The sequence below is a fragment of the Pedobacter sp. MC2016-24 genome, assembly GCF_015223055.1.
Classification (GTDB): Bacteria; Bacteroidota; Bacteroidia; order Sphingobacteriales; family Sphingobacteriaceae; genus Pedobacter.
Genome location: NZ_JADFBX010000006.1, coordinates 230,880 through 251,295, shown reverse-complemented (window position 1 = coordinate 251,295; position 20,416 = coordinate 230,880). Strand labels below are relative to the sequence as shown.

At 40.1% G+C, this 20,416-nt stretch carries 13 protein-coding genes and 1 tRNA gene; 6 read left to right on the top strand and 8 right to left on the bottom strand.

What is annotated here, in order from left to right:
• Positions 1-57 precede the first annotated feature (57 nt).
• Positions 58-1,431, top strand: coding sequence for an NAD-dependent succinate-semialdehyde dehydrogenase (locus tag IM797_RS16505; RefSeq protein WP_194128251.1), 1,374 nt, complete (start codon positions 58-60; stop codon positions 1,429-1,431).
• 37 nt (positions 1,432-1,468) lie between these two features.
• Here IM797_RS16505 and IM797_RS16500 read toward each other — a convergent pair whose 3' ends face one another.
• A complete protein-coding gene (locus IM797_RS16500; RefSeq protein ID WP_194128250.1) occupies positions 1,469-2,626 on the bottom strand; it encodes a histidine decarboxylase in 1,158 nt (385 codons plus the stop codon).
• Positions 2,627-2,773: 147 nt separating this feature from the next.
• On the opposite strand from IM797_RS16500, the gene IM797_RS16495 reads away from it, so the two are divergent.
• From IM797_RS16495 to IM797_RS16485, 3 genes are all read left to right on the top strand, one after another.
• A complete protein-coding gene (locus tag IM797_RS16495; protein ID WP_194128249.1) occupies positions 2,774-3,241 on the top strand; it encodes an Lrp/AsnC family transcriptional regulator in 468 nt (155 codons plus the stop codon).
• Positions 3,242-3,334: 93 nt separating this feature from the next.
• On the top strand, positions 3,335-5,728 hold the full coding sequence (locus IM797_RS16490; RefSeq protein ID WP_194128248.1) for a TonB-dependent receptor: 2,394 nt from the start codon (positions 3,335-3,337) through the stop codon (positions 5,726-5,728).
• Between the two features lie 41 nt (positions 5,729-5,769).
• Positions 5,770-6,972: a DUF4374 domain-containing protein gene (locus IM797_RS16485; RefSeq protein WP_194128247.1), complete on the top strand. Its 1,203-nt coding sequence runs from the start codon at positions 5,770-5,772 to the stop codon at positions 6,970-6,972.
• A gap of 81 nt (positions 6,973-7,053) precedes the next feature.
• On the opposite strand, the gene IM797_RS16480 is transcribed toward IM797_RS16485, so the two are convergent.
• Positions 7,054-7,536, bottom strand: a complete 483-nt coding sequence (locus tag IM797_RS16480) for a hypothetical protein (RefSeq protein WP_194128246.1) — start codon at positions 7,534-7,536, stop codon at positions 7,054-7,056.
• A gap of 119 nt (positions 7,537-7,655) precedes the next feature.
• On the opposite strand from IM797_RS16480, the gene IM797_RS16475 reads away from it, so the two are divergent.
• Complete coding sequence (locus IM797_RS16475; RefSeq protein WP_194128245.1) at positions 7,656-9,398, top strand: ABC transporter ATP-binding protein; 1,743 nt, start codon at positions 7,656-7,658, stop codon at positions 9,396-9,398.
• Positions 9,399-9,452: 54 nt separating this feature from the next.
• Here the strand turns inward: IM797_RS16475 and IM797_RS16470 are convergent, their stop codons facing one another.
• From IM797_RS16470 to IM797_RS16445, 6 genes are all read right to left on the bottom strand, one after another.
• Positions 9,453-10,913: a RagB/SusD family nutrient uptake outer membrane protein gene (locus IM797_RS16470; RefSeq protein ID WP_194128244.1), complete on the bottom strand. Its 1,461-nt coding sequence runs from the start codon at positions 10,911-10,913 to the stop codon at positions 9,453-9,455.
• 17 nt (positions 10,914-10,930) lie between these two features.
• Positions 10,931-14,098, bottom strand: a complete 3,168-nt coding sequence (locus tag IM797_RS16465) for a TonB-dependent receptor (protein WP_194128243.1) — start codon at positions 14,096-14,098, stop codon at positions 10,931-10,933.
• Positions 14,099-14,494: 396 nt separating this feature from the next.
• Positions 14,495-14,567, bottom strand: a tRNA-Met gene (locus IM797_RS16460).
• A 217-nt stretch (positions 14,568-14,784) separates the two neighbouring features.
• The gene (locus IM797_RS16455) at positions 14,785-15,507 is read right to left on the bottom strand and encodes a 4'-phosphopantetheinyl transferase superfamily protein (RefSeq protein ID WP_194128242.1); all 723 of its coding nucleotides are present in this window, start codon (positions 15,505-15,507) and stop codon (positions 14,785-14,787) included.
• Positions 15,508-15,511: 4 nt separating this feature from the next.
• Complete coding sequence (locus IM797_RS16450; protein WP_194128241.1) at positions 15,512-18,142, bottom strand: amino acid adenylation domain-containing protein; 2,631 nt, start codon at positions 18,140-18,142, stop codon at positions 15,512-15,514.
• 413 nt (positions 18,143-18,555) lie between these two features.
• Positions 18,556-19,008, bottom strand: a complete 453-nt coding sequence (locus IM797_RS16445; RefSeq protein ID WP_194128240.1) for an Lrp/AsnC family transcriptional regulator — start codon at positions 19,006-19,008, stop codon at positions 18,556-18,558.
• Positions 19,009-19,155: 147 nt separating this feature from the next.
• Between IM797_RS16445 and rocD the strand changes: the two genes are divergently transcribed.
• Entirely contained in the window at positions 19,156-20,415 is a 1,260-nt protein-coding gene (gene rocD, locus IM797_RS16440) for an ornithine--oxo-acid transaminase (protein WP_194128239.1), read from the top strand.
• The last annotated feature ends 1 nt before the right edge of the window (position 20,416 follow it).

The following is a 20,416-nucleotide window of genomic DNA, read 5'->3' as shown; positions in this document are numbered from 1 at the left end:
TCAAAAAGTAATTTTTTAGCCACGAAGGCGTTAATCTTAGTCATCATCTATCCAAATATGAGCATTCAATCTGTGAACCCTACCAATGGAAAATTGGTTAAAAAATATAAAGAAGATTCTGAAAAACACATTGCTGTAAAAATCGACGATACCCATGCGGCCTGGTTAAAGTGGCGCAATAGCGATTTTGAAGAACGGGCTCGATTACTAAAAAAAACCGCATCCATCCTGGATCAGCGAAAGCAAGAACTAGCTAAACTGATGGCTTTTGAAATGGGAAAACCTCTTAAGGAAGGGATTGCTGAGCTGGAAAAATGCGCTGCTGTGTGTATTTATTATGCAGAAAATGCCAAAAGCTTTTTGGAAGATGAGTTGGTTAAGACCGAGGCCAGTAAAAGTTATGTCAGTTTTCAGCCGCTGGGCGTTGTATTGGCCATCATGCCGTGGAACTTCCCCTTCTGGCAATTGTTTCGTTTTCTGGCTCCGGCATTAATGGCGGGTAATTGCGGACTCTTGAAACATGCATCCAATGTTAGCGGATGTGCCATTGCGATAGAGGAAATTATCCGCCATGCAGGTTTCCCAAAACATGTATTTCAATCGCTCATCATCAGTAGCACTGCAGTTAAACAAGTTATTGCACATCCTAAAGTTAAAGCCGTAACGCTCACCGGAAGTACCCATGCCGGGGTGGAGGTTGCCCGGCAAGCCGCATCTCTGTTAAAAAAGACCGTACTTGAATTGGGCGGAAGTGATCCCTATCTGATATTAGAGGATGCGGATCTGGAACAGGCCGCAGAAATCTGTGTACAAAGCCGCTTGATCAACAATGGTCAGAGTTGCATTGCAGCCAAACGTTTTATCATGGTTAAAACCATAGAGAAGCCTTTTTTAGCACTTTTTAAACAAAAAATGGAGGCCAAAATAACCGGTGATCCTTTGGATGCCAGGACTGATCTCGGCCCGATGTCAAGAATAGATCTGCGTGATGAATTACATGCACAGGTGATTGCAAATATTGAAGCTGGTGCACATTGCCTATTGGGTGGCGAAATTCCTGATCCAGATCTAAAACACGCTTTTTACACCCCAACGATATTGACTGGTATTAAAAAAGGAATGCCAGCCTATGAAGAAGAACTTTTTGGGCCAGTGGCTTTGATGATCACCGCTCAGGATACTGAAGATGCGATTCGAATTGCCAATGACACTTCATTCGGCCTCGGCGCGGCAGTATTTACAAAAAATGTAAAACAGGGCGAATTGATTGCAAAAACTCGCTTAGATGCCGGGTCCTGTTTTGTAAACACGTTGGTAAAATCGGATTCAAGATTGCCTTTTGGTGGCATTAATCAAAGTGGATATGGTAGAGAGCTCGGCTTATATGGTATTCGTGAATTTGTAAATATAAAAACCGTTTATATCAAATAGGCAGTGGTCGTAAAACTACCGCCTATTTGATCCAGGTTTAAGCAAGCGCTTCCTGAGCAATTAAATCAGTATTTCCGATAAGCTCTGCCTCCAGTTCATCAACGAATTGATCAATTTGTGTCTTGGTTACACCAGGCATACAAATGATATGACTACGGCCAGCCTCGGTAGCGATTTGCCAACGTTGACGAAGCGCAAGTGAGGGTTCAGGAAACACAATGGTTAATGCAGAAGGGTTTCTCCATGCTTCAACACCAATTTCATTCAATTGATTTACAGCATAGGCCGCCATATTTAAGCAATCTAAAGCCCGCTGCCTTAATCCTTCCCTACCCAGTTTCTTAATTGCATACCATAGAAACACAGGGCTATGTCCGTTTCTGCTACCCGTAATAGTCGTATCAACCGTGCCAATATAAGGTATTGCTTTTCCGATCCGTTCTTTATAATTCTTTTTAACCAATACCATTCCACAAGGGATTGGCGAACCGATAAATTTATGACCGCTGATGGCGATACTATCTGCACCATAAGTAAAATCAAAACCTGGTTTTAAATCCAATAAAGCACTATAGGTCCCAGCCAAAGCGGCATCACAATGGATGTAATGATTTTTGATGGCCATTTGCTTCAAAATTGCCTGAATTTTCTGCAGGTCATCTTTAGCTTCGGTCATGGTAGTACCAATGTTGGCCAGTATAATTACAGGCTGGTCCCTGTGCATCTGAACCATTTGACGTAAATCGTCATAGTCCATTTCTCCATTTTCCTGTGTACTGATCACAATACTACGCAGGTTTAACAATTGAATGTTCTTTTGAACACTATAATGGGTAGCTTCTGAATAATATACAATTCCGTTGGGATACAATTCCCTTGCAACATATAAACTGTACAGATTTCCTTCAGAACCTCCATTGGTTACATATCCCCACCAGTTATTCTGAGGAGCATTGAATAGCGCTGAAAAAAACTGCAGCACCTCTTGTTCGAGTGACCGGGAGTTTAAGTCGTAGGTAGATTCTACAAGCGGGTCACCAATATTGTTCAATGGAAATTTAAGCAGAGGATAAAGCTCCGAATAATCGAAATCCTGTGCTATTGGATAGCCGATAAAATACTTAGCGCGTTCTTCCGCCTTTTTCATATAAGTATGGAGTCTTTCTCCATCAGCAAAATTAAGTTTGGTATCCATATTCAAATATTTATACGGCAAAGTTAACTCAAACAAATATTTATAAGTTCCATTTAATAGAAAGCAGTAATTATTACTCATAATATATATATTTGCAATTTATTTTACGGATTAAGACGGTAATTCTCAAGTTTACAGGATATTTCGATGACAGACAAATTAGACACATTTGATTCGCAAATTTTAAATCTCTTACAAAGCGATGCATCCATGGCTGCAAAAGATATTGCTGCACTGATTGGATTAAGCGTCTCACCAACTTATGAGCGCATCAAGCGCTTAAAACATGAAGGCTACATTGAGAAATATGTAGCCCTGGTAAACCGGGAAAAACTAGGCAAACATTTGCTGGTTTTATGTACCGTAACGCTGAAACAGCAAAGTTTACAAACATTAAAAGCGTTTGAAGAAACGATCACCAGTTACAAAGAAGTACTAGAAGTACTTTGCATTGCAGGAAGTAACGATTATCAATTGAAAATAGCCGTTCGGGATGTAAATGACTACCATGACTTTGTAATGAAGCACCTCTCCTCTTTTTCTACCATTTCCAATTTGAACAGTAGTTTTGTATTGAAGGAAATCAAGCGTGAAACTGCTTTTGATTGTGGATAATAAAGTAAATAATAATATTTCCCTTATACAATTCATAATAAGTCTAAATAAGCTATATTTGCCGGAGTTTGCAAATTTTACACTTATTAAAAAATGTCATACGGGAAAATTCTACTCTTATTTTTATTCAGCGCAATATCAATCAGCGCCTCCGCTCAAAGTTCAACAGTTATATCTGGCTACGTAAAAGATGGCGACGAAGCCATTACAGGAGCATCCATATTAGTTCTAGGTACAAAGAATGGTGTTACCACAAATAATGAGGGTTATTTTGAGATCAGCCAGCTCAAACCTGGCACTTATACCTTGACAGTATCCTATGTTGGCTATATCAAAACCTCAAAATCAGTCACTGTTTTGGCCAATCGCGATGTTAAAGTTAATTTTGCCTTGAAGGCAGACCGGCAGCAATTGAACAACGTAAATATAGACGGCAAGACCAAGGTTCAGCAAGTGAAGGAATCAGGATTTGCAGTTAACGCGATTGACACTAAAAAGTTTGCCAATACTACCGCCGATCTGAACCAGATTCTGAACCGTAGCACTGGAGTAAGAATCCGTGAACAAGGTGGCTTAGGTTCTGATTTTAAATTCTCCATCAATGGATTGTCAGGTAAACAAGTTAAATTCTTTATTGATGGTATACCGATGGAGGTTATGGGTAGCGCTATGTCACTAAACAATATACCGGTTAACCTGGCAGACAGGCTGGAAGTATATAAGGGCGTTGTTCCTGTACAGCTGGGTGCCGATGCTATGGGCGGTGCGGTAAATGTTGTCACCAATCAAAAGGTTAGCAATTATCTAGATGTGAGTCATAGCTATGGCTCATTTAACACCAACCGCTCAGCCTTAACCGCTCAGGTGGTTGATAAAAAAACCGGAATAATTGTAAAAGCCAGTGGTTTTCTGAACTCATCTGATAACAATTACAAAATGAAGGGTGTAGATGTATTGAATACCGGGCCAAGAACAAATCCGTTTATACCTGAAGAGGAATTGTATACACTGGAATATGTGCAGGGAGATGTGAAGCGTACTCACGACAAATACTTCTCTGCACTTGCACAACTTGAAGCTGGTATTACCAATAAAAAATGGGCGGATGTTTTGTTTATTGGCGGAGGGTACAACGAAGCACATCAGGATTTGCAAACAGGGTTTGAACAAAAAATAGTTTATGGTACAGTTTCAAGGACCAGTTATGCAAAAAGTGCGACTATACGTTACAAGAAAGACAATATTTTCACCAAAGGACTAAACATCAGTGCATTTGCAGCGCGATCAGCAGACACATATAGAACTATTGATACCTTATTTGGTAAATATGACTGGGGCAATACCTGGTTTGAAAGTGGTCATACAGAAATGGGCAATGGGATTAAGACCATCGGCGTAATTAAAAGACCAAGAACCTATGCAATGGCCAACATGAGCTATGTGATCAGTCCGAATCACTCCATAAACCTGAATTACACGCTTGATCACCTGAAAAACGAAAACTACAATACCTTACAAGTTGAGCGGGACAGTTTACCTGGAAAAATCAACAAACAAATTGTGGGATTGGCGTATCAACAGGACCTTCTTGAAGGAAAATTAGTCAACACCATTTTTGCAAAATATTATAACCTTGGATTAAACCGGGCCAAATATATCAGTGGAGCTTATATTGCTCAGGACACGACTTCCAATAATTGGGGCTATGGAATCGCATCGAGATACAAACTCAGCCCGGAACTGGGGATCAAAGTTTCTTATGAGCATGCTTACCGCTTACAGGAAGTGGACGAAGTTTTTGGTGATGGATTAAATGTTCAGGGTAATCCAAACCTGAAACCAGAAAACAGCAACAACTTCAACATAGGCGCATTTTATGGATTCAGAATCGACAAAAATTCATTCTTCATTGAGGTATCCGGTTTTTACCGCAATGCAAAAGATTTCATCTTTCCTGTACCAGATGCAAGGTCTAACGTCTTAAAAAATGAAAACCAATCCAGTGTTCGCATCACAGGATTCGAATCAGAAGTCCGCTACAATTACGATCAATTGCTCTCTGTCACTTTGAACATGACCTATCAGAATGCAATCAACACGACAAGGGATGGGCAAACTGAATCTTATCATATTCCAGGCACTTACAACAATAAAATTCCAAATCAGCCCTGGTTGTTCGGAAATGCCGACTTTACGATTGGTAAAAATGACCTGATCGGAAAAAACACCAGGCTGCAGTTCAATTGGTTCAGTCAATACATCAATTGGTTTTATCTGACCTGGGAAAGCAAAGGGAATCCAAACGGAAAATCTGATATTCCTACACAATTTGTACACAATGCGGCTTTGAGCTATTCCATCCAAAACGGAAGATATAATATCTCTGCTGAGTGTAGAAATTTGACAGACCAGCTGAATTATGACAATTTCAGACTGCAAAAACCGGGAAGATCATTCTCCCTCAAGCTAAGATACTTTATACAGTAAACTATACATCAGATATCAAATCATAAAAATATAACGTCCAAATGAAACGAATAAATCATAGATCCTTAAGACTAATCGCCATTTTCCTGGTACTTTTCAGCATCAGTGGATGTGAAAAAAGAAATACCGGCAATGTTGAAGAAGGAACAAAATACTCCGCAGTGTTATGCATTGGCAGCTGGCCAAATATTGCTTATTATATTTCCGGTATCCCTTCCCTGACAAGTGGCACCATCAGTCTGAAGGGAAATGGTGCTGAAATGACTGGAAAAGTTTATGCCCAGGATGTGATTCAAAAGGATGGTTTCTATTACCATGCCAATGCCGGAAGCGGCCGCTTAGGGAAATACCATGTAGAGAATGGCGTGTTAATTACAGACAAAGAGATTCCTTTTTCATGGTTAAGCTGGGCAAGCTATACATGGGTTGACAACAATACCCTGCTTATCATTGGAGAAGGTAAGGGTGAGGCACGGTACGCCATCATTAAAGTAGATAAAATGACTTTAAAAATTGGTCGCTTGACGCTAAATGCCATTCCATCAGGATTTCAGGTTTACAATATAGGTTTTGCAGAATACAGAAATAACAAAATTTTCCTGGGCTATGGGTTTGGCTCTAATGATTGGACGAACTACCCTCAGATGCCTGTATATCCAAAATCTTATGTGGCCGTAATCGACTACACCAGCATGAACGTTGAAAAATCAATAGAAGAAACGCGTAGCAATGGCCTGGGAGGTTCCAGCGTCTATGCACCATCTTCATTTATTGATGAAAACAATGACCTTTATTTCATCAGCGATCCTGTTAATATTTATGATTACAAATCCAACTCTGCAATGTACCGCATCAAAAGCGGATCAACAGAAATAGATCCTACCTACTTTTTCAATTTCTCTGCTGCTGCCAACGGTGAAAAAGCACCTGCCATGTGGTATATTGGCAATGGTAAAGCAATTGTAAGATCAAGAATAGCGGGTGAATCTATCGATACGGACCACTATTACCGGATTATTGATGTAAAAACAGGTTCTATGATCAAAAAACTGGATTTACCGGCAGACAAAGGAGAGCGTATGGTTAACGCAGTTATTGTGGAAGATGGAAAAGCTTTTATTGCGGTAAACGCCGCTGACCGGGATTACATCTGGCAATACAATCCTGCTACTGATCAATTGACCAAGGGAGTGGAATTTATCGGAGGTATTGATTACATCCTTCGGATAGAAAAGCTAAAGTAATCAAACAGGAATGATGAAAATCTCGCCAATTGGCTACACCGCACTATTTACGGTTTACAGATTGGCGAGATTCACGCTTATTTACTTACATGCTTTGGGCTCGAAGGTAAAACGTCCTTTATCAAAACGAATAGGCTTGTCTTTAGCAAAATAAGAACGACCTAAAGTAGTTTCGATCTGGCCTACACCCAGAATTAGCTTACCGTCTTTTTTCAACAAAGCCAATGGGTTTTTATAAATGGTTTGATTAGTCTTGCCAATTTTAAAGGTATAATCTACAAATAAAGTATCTCCACTATATTTTCCCTCAATCTGACCGTCATTCTTTCCTTTTTCAAAATAATTGATAACCAGCGTTCCGGATACTTTTCCTTCAGAGGTAGTAAGCTTCAGATCAGCGGTATCTTTACCATCTATTGCTACAAAACACTGTTTTTCAAATAAGGTATCGGTTTTGCTGGCGATTGTTGTATCGGCTTTTTCGGAACTTTTATTGCCAGTCTGCGTGCAGCTATACACGAAAGGAATGGCCAATAATGCCAGGTAAAGAGGTGATTTTTTCATGATTAAACAATTATTTTAAGTGATTTTGTTAATTATTAACTACAATATACTCATTAAAACAAATGGAATAAAATAATAGTTTTAGTATAAATGCCTTATCGCATATTAATCAGCCGCTTATGAATATCTTGTGGAAATACCTTAAACCCCACCGTACCTTAATCTTTTTTTCTCTCCTGCTGGCTGGCGCGTCACAATTGCTGAATTTATTGGATCCCGTAATTTTCGGAAAGATCATCGATCAGTATTCTACCAATAAAAACAACCTCTCGGAACACGATCTAATCCGCGAAGTACTCTCCTGGTTACTGCTTGCATTTGGTATAGCCGTGCTGGCCAAACTTTGTAAATCAGTACAGGAATACATCACAAGAAAGGCTGTGGCTAAATTTGGTATGAACATTTTTAATGATGGACTAAAGCAAACACTCCGGCTTTCTTTTCAGGAATTTGAAGAGAGCCGGAGCGGTACTACCCTTGCTGTATTGCAAAAAGTAAAAACAGATGCCGAACGCTTCATCAACGCTTTCATCAACATTTTGTTTTCTTCTTTAGTGGGCGTAGGTTTTCTGCTTTGGTACAGCATTAATAAAAACTGGCTATTGGTTCCGGTGTTTTTTGTTGGGGTGTTGCTATTGGGGGCCTTAACCGGGCTGATCTCTAAGAAGATTAAAGCGATACAGCGATCTATCAATCGGCAAACCGATGCCCAGGCCGGAGTAATTACTGAAAGTTTACGTAATATCGAGCTGGTCAAAAGTTTGGGCTTAACGTTTCCGGAAATTCGCCGTTTAAACCTGCAAACGCTCAAAATATTTGACCTGGAAATGTTAAAAGCCAAAAAGGTTAGTGTGTTGTCTTTTTTGCAGGGCAATATGCTAAACTTTTTAAAGCAATCGGTACTGTTTATTCTGCTGTGGCTTATTTTCAGGAAAGTTTTGAGTGTAGGTGAACTCATCGCCATGCAGTTTATCTCTACTGCCATATTCAATCCATTGCAAGACCTCGGCAACATGATTATCTTGTACCGCGAAGCGGATGCATCCCTTAAAAATTTCGACAAGCTGATGCGAAAACCTGTGGAACAGCGACCGGATAATTCGATCGAAATTGGAAGGCTTGAGAGCCTAAGGTTTGAGCAGGTTGTATTTAAACACAAGACGGCCAACTACAATGCAATCGACAACATTTCCTTTACCGTAAATACCGGACAAACCGTAGCCTTTGTTGGCCCGTCCGGTTCCGGAAAATCAACCCTCGTTAAATTGTTGGTTGGCCTGTACGTGCCAGTAGGAGGACAAATTTACTTTAATGATGTCTTATCCACGCAAATTCGTTATAACCCACTTAGAAGACAAATTGGTTTTGTGACCCAGGATACGCAATTATACGCCGGATCAATAAAAGACAACATGTTGTTTGTAAACCCTTCGGCAACAATGGATGAAATTGATGAAGCATTGGACAAAGCATCAGCCCGGGGGCTGATTTCCAGAGCTTCTCATGGCGTAAATACCATATTGGGTGAGAATGGCATGAAGCTATCGGGTGGGGAAAAACAAAGATTATCTATTGCAAGGGCATTGTTAAGAAAACCAAGATTGTTAATTTTCGACGAGGCGACATCGGCCTTAGACTCCTTAACAGAGGAGGAGATCACCAGCACCATCCGGCAAATATCAAACAGCAGGGCTCAGATGACGATATTGATTGCACACCGACTATCTACCATTATGCATGCCGATACCATTTACGTATTGGAAAAAGGCCAGGTTTCGGAAACAGGAACTCACAATGAATTATTGGAGCAAAGAGGCTTATACTATTCCATGTGGCGCCAGCAGATTGGAGAACGAAGGTAGTCGTGTCACTAAAGATGAGGGTGATCAAAATATTTTGATTCACCCTCAAAAAAATCAATATCCTGCGTTTTGTTGTGGCCTAAGCCCAGGATTGGCATTCAATTCTGCATCCGGAATAGGCAGCCTTGTTTTATTAAAAGTCCTGTCAATTGTTTTTGGCCTTGAAGCCGGTGTAATACCGGCTATTTCATCGTTAAAAGTGATACTTTTATTCAAGCGGATCAGGTCAAAAAACCGCTGTCCTTCCCCTACCAGCTCTTTACTCCTTTCGTCCAGAATCATGTCCATATTTATGGTAAGATTTGTTGCAGGTACAAGTGACGGGGATCTTTTTCGGATGGCATTTAGGTAGTTAGCCGCTTTAATTTTATCTGTAGGTAAGGCCGCTTCCGAAGCAATCAGGTACATTTCAGATAAACGGATGACCTTAATGTTCACCGCTGTTGAACTTCCCTTACCATCCCCAAAAAGCGCTGTACTGCCGCTGTATTTGTAAATGGCTCCCAAACGTGTATTAGAGATTTCGTCATAACTCATGATGCCCAATCTTACATCCGCCGGATCTTGTTTGATTCTATTGATAAAGTAATCACTAGCCATAAAAAAACCAAGGACAGCGCTTCCGCCATCAGACTTACGCCGAAGGTAAACCCCCAATGAAGCAGTTGTTAAATCGCCTTCCAGTGGATATATACCCAATTCCAATACGGACTCTTTTCCAAAAGCCGATTTCCAGGAATCAACCCATTCTCCATTGGTATACAATCCAGGGTAAATGCTTGTTGCATTGATTACTTCCTCTGCAGCTTTTAGTGCATTTGGGTAATCGCCCATAGTCAGATAAACCCTTGCCTGGATGGCTAAATTCGCATAATAATTGATGTAACCGTTTTGTTTCGTTTTGGGCAATAATGGAGCTGCTGCTTTTAAGTCTATCAAAATCTGGGTATAATTTTGCTCAACAGTACTCCTTAAGGATTGAGCATCAGTACCCAGGGTTGTGATGACACTGGGTACTCCAAATGCGGTCTTGTCATCTGTATAAGATTTGCCATAAAGGCGAACCAGGTCAAAATACAGGAGTGCTCTGGCTGTTAGGGCCTGTCCTTTATAAGTGTCATACGTATTAGTTGCAGTATTTGTCTGAATTTTCGCGATGCCCTCCAGCAAATAATTAGTTTGTGCAATACAACTGTAAATCTGGGACCAGAAACCACCGTAGTTATTTGAAGTTGCAGAATGGTTGAAGGTATAGAGCACATCCTGACCGCGCCCTTGAGACACGATGGTCAAATCTCCACCTTTAGCATCCCCATACAGTATAAAATTCCGGCCATAATAATCTGAACTGGTCATGCTGCGCATTAAACCAGCTATTAAAACCTGTGCATCTGCCGGTGTTTGAATCGCATTTGCCGCATCTGCCGCATTGCTAGGCTTTACATCTAAAAAATCCTTACAGGACGAAAAACCTGTTAAGAGAACTGCCGTTAGAAATATATGTGATATTTTCATCTGATAAAATCTTTAAATTAGAAACTAAACTCAATCCCAAAGGTATACGTCTTTCCATATGGAGTTTCCCAGCCCCTTGTCCCAAAAGAATTCACTTCCGGATCTGCAATTTTGTATTTGGAAAAAGTCAGCAGATTGGTTCCGTTAAAGTATAGCCTGGTATTGGAAACACCGATCCTGTTGATCAGGTTCTTAGGCAGGTTATAGGCCAGAGTGACATTTTTCAGCCTTAAAAAACTAGCGTTATACATCTGTCTGCTGCTGTACTGCTGAGGATCAGTAAGATCATTCCCATCCAGTTTTGGTAAGCTTCCATCAGGGTTTTGTGGTGTCCACATGTGATCATAAACCTCTTGTGCTCTGATTCTTTCCCAATAATAACCATCATCAGCTACATCCTTAAATGCACCATCATATAATTTCCCGCCAATTTTATAGTTAAAATTTAAGGCCAGGCTAAAGCCTTTATATTCCGCATCCGTATTGAAACCACCATAAACATCTGGTACAGCTGTACCTAGTACTTTATAATTTGCCTTGGCGTAATTGTATGTTGCCGGCCTTCCATTATAAGAAAAATCTTCAGCATCTGGATCCGCTCCATTTTTATACCATACATTCTTTCCATTTAAAGCTTGAACACCTGCCCATTCGTAGCCATAAAAGCTTAATGTAGATTGCCCCTCCATATAAATAAATTGTGCTCTCCTATCTTCGCCAGCTTTGTCGCCACCGGTTGGATCGTACCATACAATGTCCCGTCCACCATAAAGTTTAATGACTTTTGATTTAACAAATGAGGCGTTGAAACTTGCACTCCACCTAAAATCATTTTTAGCGATAATATCACCACCCAGTTCCAGTTCAAATCCCCTGTTATTCATTTCACCTACATTTTGGATGGTTGATCCGAAACCAGTGACCATAGAAATTGGTACGCTTTGCAACAATCGTTTAGAATCACGGTTAAAATATTCGACTGTACCGGTAATCCGGTTTCCTAACAAGCCGAATTCAAGCGCTACGTTGGTGGTATAGTTGGTCTCCCAGGTCAGGTTTGGTGTAACAATATTACTTTTAATACCACCCGGCGCAGACATATACCTGGAATTATAAGTAACCAGTTCTCTCCAGGCAAAATCATCCGGAGGTAAGGTTCCGTTTAGCCCATATGAAGCTCTCAAACGAAGGTTACTGATGTATTTCACATCTTTCATAAAATCCTCATTGTTGATTCTCCAGGAGCCAGCTACAGACCAGAAATTACCCCATCTTACGTTTGGATCCAGTTTTGAGGATCCGTCTCTACGAAAGGATCCGGAAGCATAGTACTTGCTATTGTAGTTGTATTCCAAACGTGACAATAGCGAACTCATGGAATTTCCGAAATCATAAGCCGTTGAACTTAGCACCCCCGCAGTTGCAACAGTATGCAGCTGTGCCTGGGGCAGATCAGTTCCGGTGGCACGAAGGTAATCGGTCTTGTTCTTCTCTGCTTCGAAACCGGCAAGTATGCCCAGGTTATGCAAACCAAATTGTTTGTTATAGTTTAAGGTAGTGGAAGAAACCAGCTTATTGATATTTGTGGTTGTTTCTTCTACAGCGCCTTTGGTGGCAGCGCCAGTAAAATGCAGGGCACTATAATACGTATGTCCTTTTACCTGTGCATTGTCATAAGAAAAAATGGATTTGAGGGTCAAGTCCGGAAGAATCTTAAGGTTTATAGTTTCATTCGCCGTAATTCTATTGGTAATGGCACTGTTTTCCCATTCCTTGTCATAATACACTGCATTCTGTGCCAGACTACCATACCTTGCTGTAAAAGGTAAACCTGTTTTATAATCTGTTGGCCAATAAAAAGGCCACAACAAATTTCTGGATTGCATAAAATAATTTGTGCTCGTGTTCCGGGTATCGTTATATCCCGCCTGCTTACTTCTGGCGATATTGACATTAGAAATAAATTCGAGGTATTTGCCCACTTTCTGGGACAGATTAATTCGACCCGATATCCTGTCGAAGTTGTTAATTTTAGCGCGGCTCTGATCCTTCGTATAAGATAAAGACGAATAATAGCTGGTATTTGCATCGGCACCGCTAACTGATAGGTCGTTGTTCTGAAACAGTCCGGTTCTGAAAAGCGCATCGTTCCAATCAAAATATTGTCCGTTTCTATTTTCAACACCATCCGTTAGTCCGGTAATGATCACATTTTCGGCCAAACCCGTACCAGCGGTAGAGAAAGTATAACCATGCCTGTTAAATTTAGTTTTTAAGCGATTTAAGGCATCGGCATTTGCAGCAGCCTCTGTTTTACCGGATGTAGTATTGTAGTCGTAAAATATACGATAGAGCATATTCGTTTGCTCCTGAATGCCCGCAGCCTCATAATTATCTGTTGCCCAAGACGGTGTTAAACCAACTGATGATTTAAAGTTAATTACCGGTTTGCCCAATTTTCCACGCTTAGTAGTTACAATGATCACACCATTTGCGGCCCTTGAACCATATAAAGAGGAGGCGGCGGCATCTTTTAAAATGGTGATCGATTCAATATCTGCAGGGTTTAATGAGCTCATGACATTGTTACTGTTATAAAGCGGTTGATTACTCACTCCCGCGTTGCCGGAAATGGTGGGAACCCCATCGATCACATACAATGGTTCGTTGGTAGCCAACATGGAGCCTATTCCGCGTATCCGGATGCTTGGAACTGCTCCTGCCTGACCAGACGCGCTGGTTACCTGCACGCCAGGAACTCTCCCAATGAGTGTATTTTCAAAAGAAATGACAGGAACATCCGGATTGGGCTTAATGGCGTAAGCTGCACCAGTATACGTACTCTTTTTAGCTGTACCGTAGGCCACCACCATGACCTCGTCCAGGGCCTGATCGGCAGATTGTAAAACAATATTGATTACGGGCCTGCCGTTTACTGGAATTTCCTGTCCCTGATACCCTACCGACGATACAAGAAGAATGGCGTCGCCTGGTACATTTTCAAGCATATAGGTACCATTGACAGTGGAAGATGTCCCTTTTGTTGTCCCCTTGATCATCATTGTTGAAATCACGCTGCTTCCATCTTTGGCCGCAGTAACTTTGCCAGATAATCTGGCTTGTCCCTGTGCAAATGCGGGGATGGAAATCATAAAAATGCACAGAATTAGTAAAGATTTTCTCATAACAATTTACATGTTGAAATAATAAAGAATTGTTTTGGTGAGGATTGAAAAGCCCCATTAAGATTGGTCAGACCCAGAAATCACGGGCCAAGGGGTTGTTTGGATTTTTTAATCATAAGTTTAGATGGTTAGATTTAAGGTGGAAGTTTGTTTTCTGTTTTTTATTTGAGGGATTAAGATGAGGCGATGAAGACAAAACACTGGTTTATGCGGCTTTATGCGGTTTATTACCAGTTCGTTAATTTGATACAATATAAAAATATATTGCTATGTATGAATGATTTGATAGGATTTTATCGAAAACACAATTGCTATCTAAAAATAGATACCATAAAAAAACCCACTTTACTAGGTGTAAAGTGGGTTTAAAACCTTCATTCTGATGAATGATTCCGGTAGCGGGGACCAGACTCGAACTGATGACCTTCGGGTTATGAGCCCGACGAGCTACCAACTGCTCCACCCCGCACTATATAGAAGATCAGGCCTGTAAGTATTAAGCTTTCATGCTAACCTCTGGTCAAAGATAGTAATTTTATTGGTGTTTAACGAGGTTTCGTCACAATTAAAGAGACAAAGGCTTTAACTCACTAAGGATCAAATGAAAAAATTAACATTAATTTTATAAAAAATAAAGGTTTAGTTTTTTCTGCTTTCTTCAGCCCCCACTTTCCTACTTACAGAACTCACATCCAATATTCCAGAAAGAAAATCAAGTCAGATGCCGTAGCAACAGCACAGGCGTAATCTGAATTAAGCATAAACCCAAGAACTTTCCAGTTGTGTTGATAACCGTATAAGTCGGCATTCAATTGATGAACGCCAGTTAACGATGGTGTAAATTTCAAATGATCACCGATTCCCTGACCTGTAGCTTTTAAGAAAGCTTCCTTCCTGGTCCAAAGTTTAAAAAATGCCGTCGCTGTATGTTGACTGTTTAGATAGCTGATCTCATCCTGACTAAAATATTCCTGTACGATATCACTGGCTACAAAATCAGGTTTAACAAACTCGATATCTATCCCCACCTCCATATTCGACACAGCAATTAGCGCCCAATCTGATGAATGAGAGATGTTAAAAAAAAACGTCCTGTTACTTTTAACAAATGGTTTCTTTCCAGTATCCACATCAAATAGCAATGCTTTGGGTGCGATGTCCATATATCTGCTTAAAATTATTCGCAAGGCAGCTTTGCTAATGGTGAAACGATCCTGATCCTGCTTTTTCAGGTAACGATTTGCTTGTATCTGCTCATCCAAACTTAATAAAGCCTGAAATTCCCGTATTCTATGCGCTTCTTCAACCAAGCTTATCCGATAAATGTGTACACCATCAATTTTTAAAGTTGGCATATCATAAAAAATCCAGTTTAAAGATTCAACAGACTTGATTTCTATTTCTCCCATCACATCAATCATTCACCTTATCCAAACATCCCTGTAACATACGTGCGAACAACTTATCGTTTGGTGATTTAAAAATCGTATTGTGCGCCCCAGGTATTCCATGTATATTTATGCCTTTTAAAGCATAAGATTTCCAGCCCAGATATTCAAAATCGTCCAGATGAAAGGAATGCTGTTCTGCCCTGAATAGCTCAATTTCAACATCAGCAGGTTCGATCTTATAGAATTTTAAAGCCAGTTTATTCATGACATCTATTTTATTTGGGTAGCCAAAAATACCAATTTGTTCCTGGTCATTTCCAGACTTAAATTTCAAAAGTAGGCGCTCTATTCCTCTTTTGAGGGCCAAAGACCGATTTGCGATCGTGGCCATAAACCCGTCACGAAAGGTTAAAGTGTACATAGCTTTGCGAACAAAATACAAAGTTTTATTGATAAGTTTTTCTATGGGAGGGTCGTAGTAAGGAGTTCTATAAGCAAAGGTATCAAACATGGCCAGCATTTTCACTTTTTTATTCAGGACTTCCAATTGCCTGGTCATCTCATAGGCGACGATCCCGCCAAAAGAATAACCAGCCAGGGCATACGGCCCTTCCGGATTTTGTTTCAGAATTGCCTGTATGTAATGAGCGGCCATGTCTTCAATACGACTAAAAGGTTCGTCTATGCCATTGAGTCCTTTAGCTTGTAATCCATATATAGGCTGATCGTCATCCATATGTATGGCAAGCGTGTTGAACAAGAGCACATTTAAGCTGGCTCCATGCACGATATAAATTGGGATTTTGTTACCTGAAGGCTTAATGGGAACAAGTACATCCCAAGTAATAGATTTGGCATCCAACTGCATGACAAGTGACATTTTCGATATGGTTGGATGTGCTATAAATGTAGCCAATGGCAAGCGTCTTCCTGTTTCTTTTTCTATCCTTAGCATGATCTGTAAAGCCTTAAGAGAATGTCCGCCGATTTCAAAAAAATTATGGTGAATACCTATTTTATCGATGTTTAAAACTTCAGACCAGATTCTGGCCACCATTTGCTCAACATCTGTTCGCGGTCCTGCATATTCATTCAGGGGTTCAAGGACCAACTTACGTTCGGCCAAAGCTTTTTTATCTATCTTTCCATTTGGCGTTAAAGGCATTTCAGTCAAAAACTGAAAAATATCAGGGATCATGTAATCTGGTAATGTTTGTTTAAGGTCTGTAATCCACCTGTCAGCCAACATGGATTCACTTTCCACACTAGGTTCTGCAATTACATAAGCTACTAATTTGTAAATCCCGTCAGTTCCGGCCATTGCAATGACAACAGCATGCTTCACTTTATGTGCTTTACTCAAATGGTATTCAATTTCCGCGGTTTCAATCCTGTAACCGCGGATTTTAATCTGCTGATCCACCCTGGAGATGTAGATCAGCTCCCCATCTGGTGTAAATTTGCCCAAATCACCAGTTCCGTACATTCTGCCGCCTGGATCATTTGAAAATGGGTCCGTAAAAAACTTCTCAGCAGTTAGCAATTGTTGATTTAAATATCCTCTAGCCACCCCTTCTCCAGCAATAAAAATCTCCCCCACTTCACCGATCGCCAAAGGACTCTGATGTTCATCCAATATGTAGATTCCCGTATTATCTATAGGCTTTCCAATGCCAATGACTTCATCTTTAGAATTAATTTGTTTAATGGTCGACCAGATTGTAGTTTCTGTTGGCCCGTATACATTCCATAAAGATCCTGCGCGATTCAAAATTTTCTTCGCAAGGTCCACAGGCAACGCTTCACCTCCACAAAGCACCTTCATTTTTCCTTTTTGCCAACCTGCCTCTAACAACAATCTCCAGGTATATGGTGTAGCCTGCATAAAGGTAATGCTTTCCTGGTCAATCAACTCTAATAAAAGACGACCGTCCTTTACTTCTGTAGCATCAGCAAGTACAATTCTGGCACCAGTAACAAGCGGCAAAAACAACTCTAACCCAGCAATATCAAAACTAATAGTTGTTACAGCAAGCAGACTGTCTGTTGGCTCCATACCCGGAACCTTTTGCATACTTAGTAAAAAATTAACCATATTTTGATGCATCACTTCCACTCCTTTTGGTTTCCCAGTGGAGCCTGACGTATACAAAATATATAAAATATCTTTTCCAGAAATCTCAGCTATCGGATCCTGATCTGAAAATAAGGATAAACTACCCCATACATCTTCCAATATAACCTCCTTTGAACCTGACAAATGAACCTCTTTATAGCAATCAGATGTCAACAATAACACTGTATTGGAATCCTCCAGCATATAACTACTTCGAGCTACAGGAAATAAAGGATCTAAAGGGACGTAAGTTGCGCCTATTTTCATAATTGCCAATAAACTGATTACAAGCTCTTCTGACCTATCAAGTAGAATCGCCACTTTATCCTGGGGCATTACACCTTTATCAAGGAGTAAATGTGCAAGTCTATTGGCATGACTATTCAATTGAAAATATGTAAGGTTATTATTTTTAAATGTCAGTGCTACACGATCCGGATATTTAGATACGGTTTCGCTAATGAGTTGATGAAGCAGTTTGTCTTTAGGATAGTTGACTTGAGTCGCGTACGACATGGCCATATTATTTGCTTTCAATTTAGGTCAGTTATAGGTAAATGATCAAAATCTTGCAATAATTTAGCCATTACACTTGACTAGTATCTTAAGGAGATAATAAATTAAGATCAGGAGTAGCTGCTTACCGCCGTACGGCTTTAGAAATTAACATTATATTATTTCCTATAATAAGAAATTTAAACACAATAAAATCAAACACTTAAAGTATTTAACTAAAATACAACTTAAGGTATAGCAATGCTCTGAACCAATCAAAAAGCTGGAATGACAACGATATATTCATTTTATTCATTTTACCTAAGGCTAAATGATATGTAGCGGAAGGTCTCTGCCGTTTACTAGCGACAAATGACGATAACAACTCTCTTTGCCAGTTTTTTCAACAGAAAAGATATGAATGATGAAAAGAAAGTTAAATTTTATTGTGGCTGTTATAAAATGATATTCCGCTTAAATGCACAACCCAGTTCCATGATCGAATCCGTCTTCGCAATGCCCGAGATGTTATCAATTTTCTCATACAATACCTTTCTCATGTGCTCATGGTTTTTAGCGATGATCTTCAGATAGAGCGTATAGGTACCTGAAATATAATAACACTCCGTTACCTCCGGAATTTTCTTCAATTCTTCAATGATCCGATCTGAGTCCTGATCCTTTTCCAGGGTAATTCCAGTAAAAGCGCCCCAGTCGTAACCAATTTTCTTTTCATCCAGAACAGGTTTGATTCCAGTCAGTATACCTAATTCCGTTAACCTGGAGATCCTCTGGTGGACCATTGTATTTGATACCCCCAACATAGTTGCTATTGCTGAATAAGCCATACGGCCGTCTTTTTCAAGCGCCTTCAAAATCTGAATATCAAAATCATCAATGCCGTTCATGTTGTTTGCAGTTTAATACACCATTCAAATATCGGATTTTTTAAGTTAAATTCACTTTTTAAATAACAATAATAAGTTAAATATCACTTTATGATAAGTAAAATATAAAATATTACTAACTTCGTCGCAACTGAAAAGTATTCGAAGATGGGAAATTTAACAGAAAACAGCACGAGTGAAGTATTAATCGCTAAGGAAGATAAATATGGCGCACACAATTATCATCCCCTACCCGTAGTATTAACCCGCGGTAAAGGCGTTTATGTGTGGGATGTAGAGGAAATGAGATATTTCGATTTCCTATCGGCTTATTCTGCAGTAAATCAGGGTCACTGCCACCCTCGAATCATTGATGCGCTAAAAAACCAGGCGGAGCAGCTTACGCTCACTTCAAGAGCCTTTTATAGTGATAAGTTAGGCGATTTTGAAGAGTTTGTTTGTAATTTATTTGGTTACAACAAAGCATTGATCATGAATTCCGGAGTTGAAGCGGTAGAAACAGCCATGAAACTTTGTCGGAAATGGGCATACCAGATCAAAGGAATTCCGGTAAATCAGGCTAAAATTGTTTTTGCAGATGGAAATTTCCATGGCAGGACCATTTCAGTCATTTCTGCCTCTAATGATGAAAGTGCAAGAAAGGATTTCGGCCCGTTCGTATCCGGAATCGCCCATGTTCCCTATAACGATGCCGATGCTTTTGAAGCTTTGTTAAAAACTGATCAAAATATTGCTGGTTTTATTGTAGAACCCATTCAGGGAGAAGCAGGTGTTGTTGTGCCGGACAGTGATTATCTGAAGCGTATTAAAGCACTTTGTCAGGCTTACAACGTACTTTTTATTGCGGATGAAATCCAAACGGGAATCGCCCGTACAGGCAGCATGCTGGCTTCTTACGAAGTAGACAGTGAAGATAAAAGCAATCAACCGGATATTCTGATATTAGGGAAAGCCATTTCTGGTGGTGTTTTGCCGGTTTCTGCGGTAATGGCCAATGATGAGATTATGTTGACCATCAAACCTGGAGAACATGGCTCAACCTATGGTGGAAATCCACTTGCCTGTGCCGTGGCAAAGGAAGCTTTACAGGTGGTTATTGATGAAAACTTAGCTGAAAACGCTTATATACTAGGTAATCAATTCCGTGCTGGACTTGAAGCAATTGCTCAAAAAACGGATTTAATTCAATTGGTAAGAGGTAAAGGACTACTCAATGCAATCGTCATCAACAGCAGCGAAGAGTCTGACATGGCCTGGGACATCTGCATGAAGTTTAAAGAAAACGGTCTGCTGGCCAAGCCAACCCATGGCAATAAAATCCGCTTTGCTCCCCCATTGGTGATCACAGCGGCACAAATCAAAGAAAGTCTGGCCATTATTGAAAAATCTTTATTAAGCTTTGCTTAAA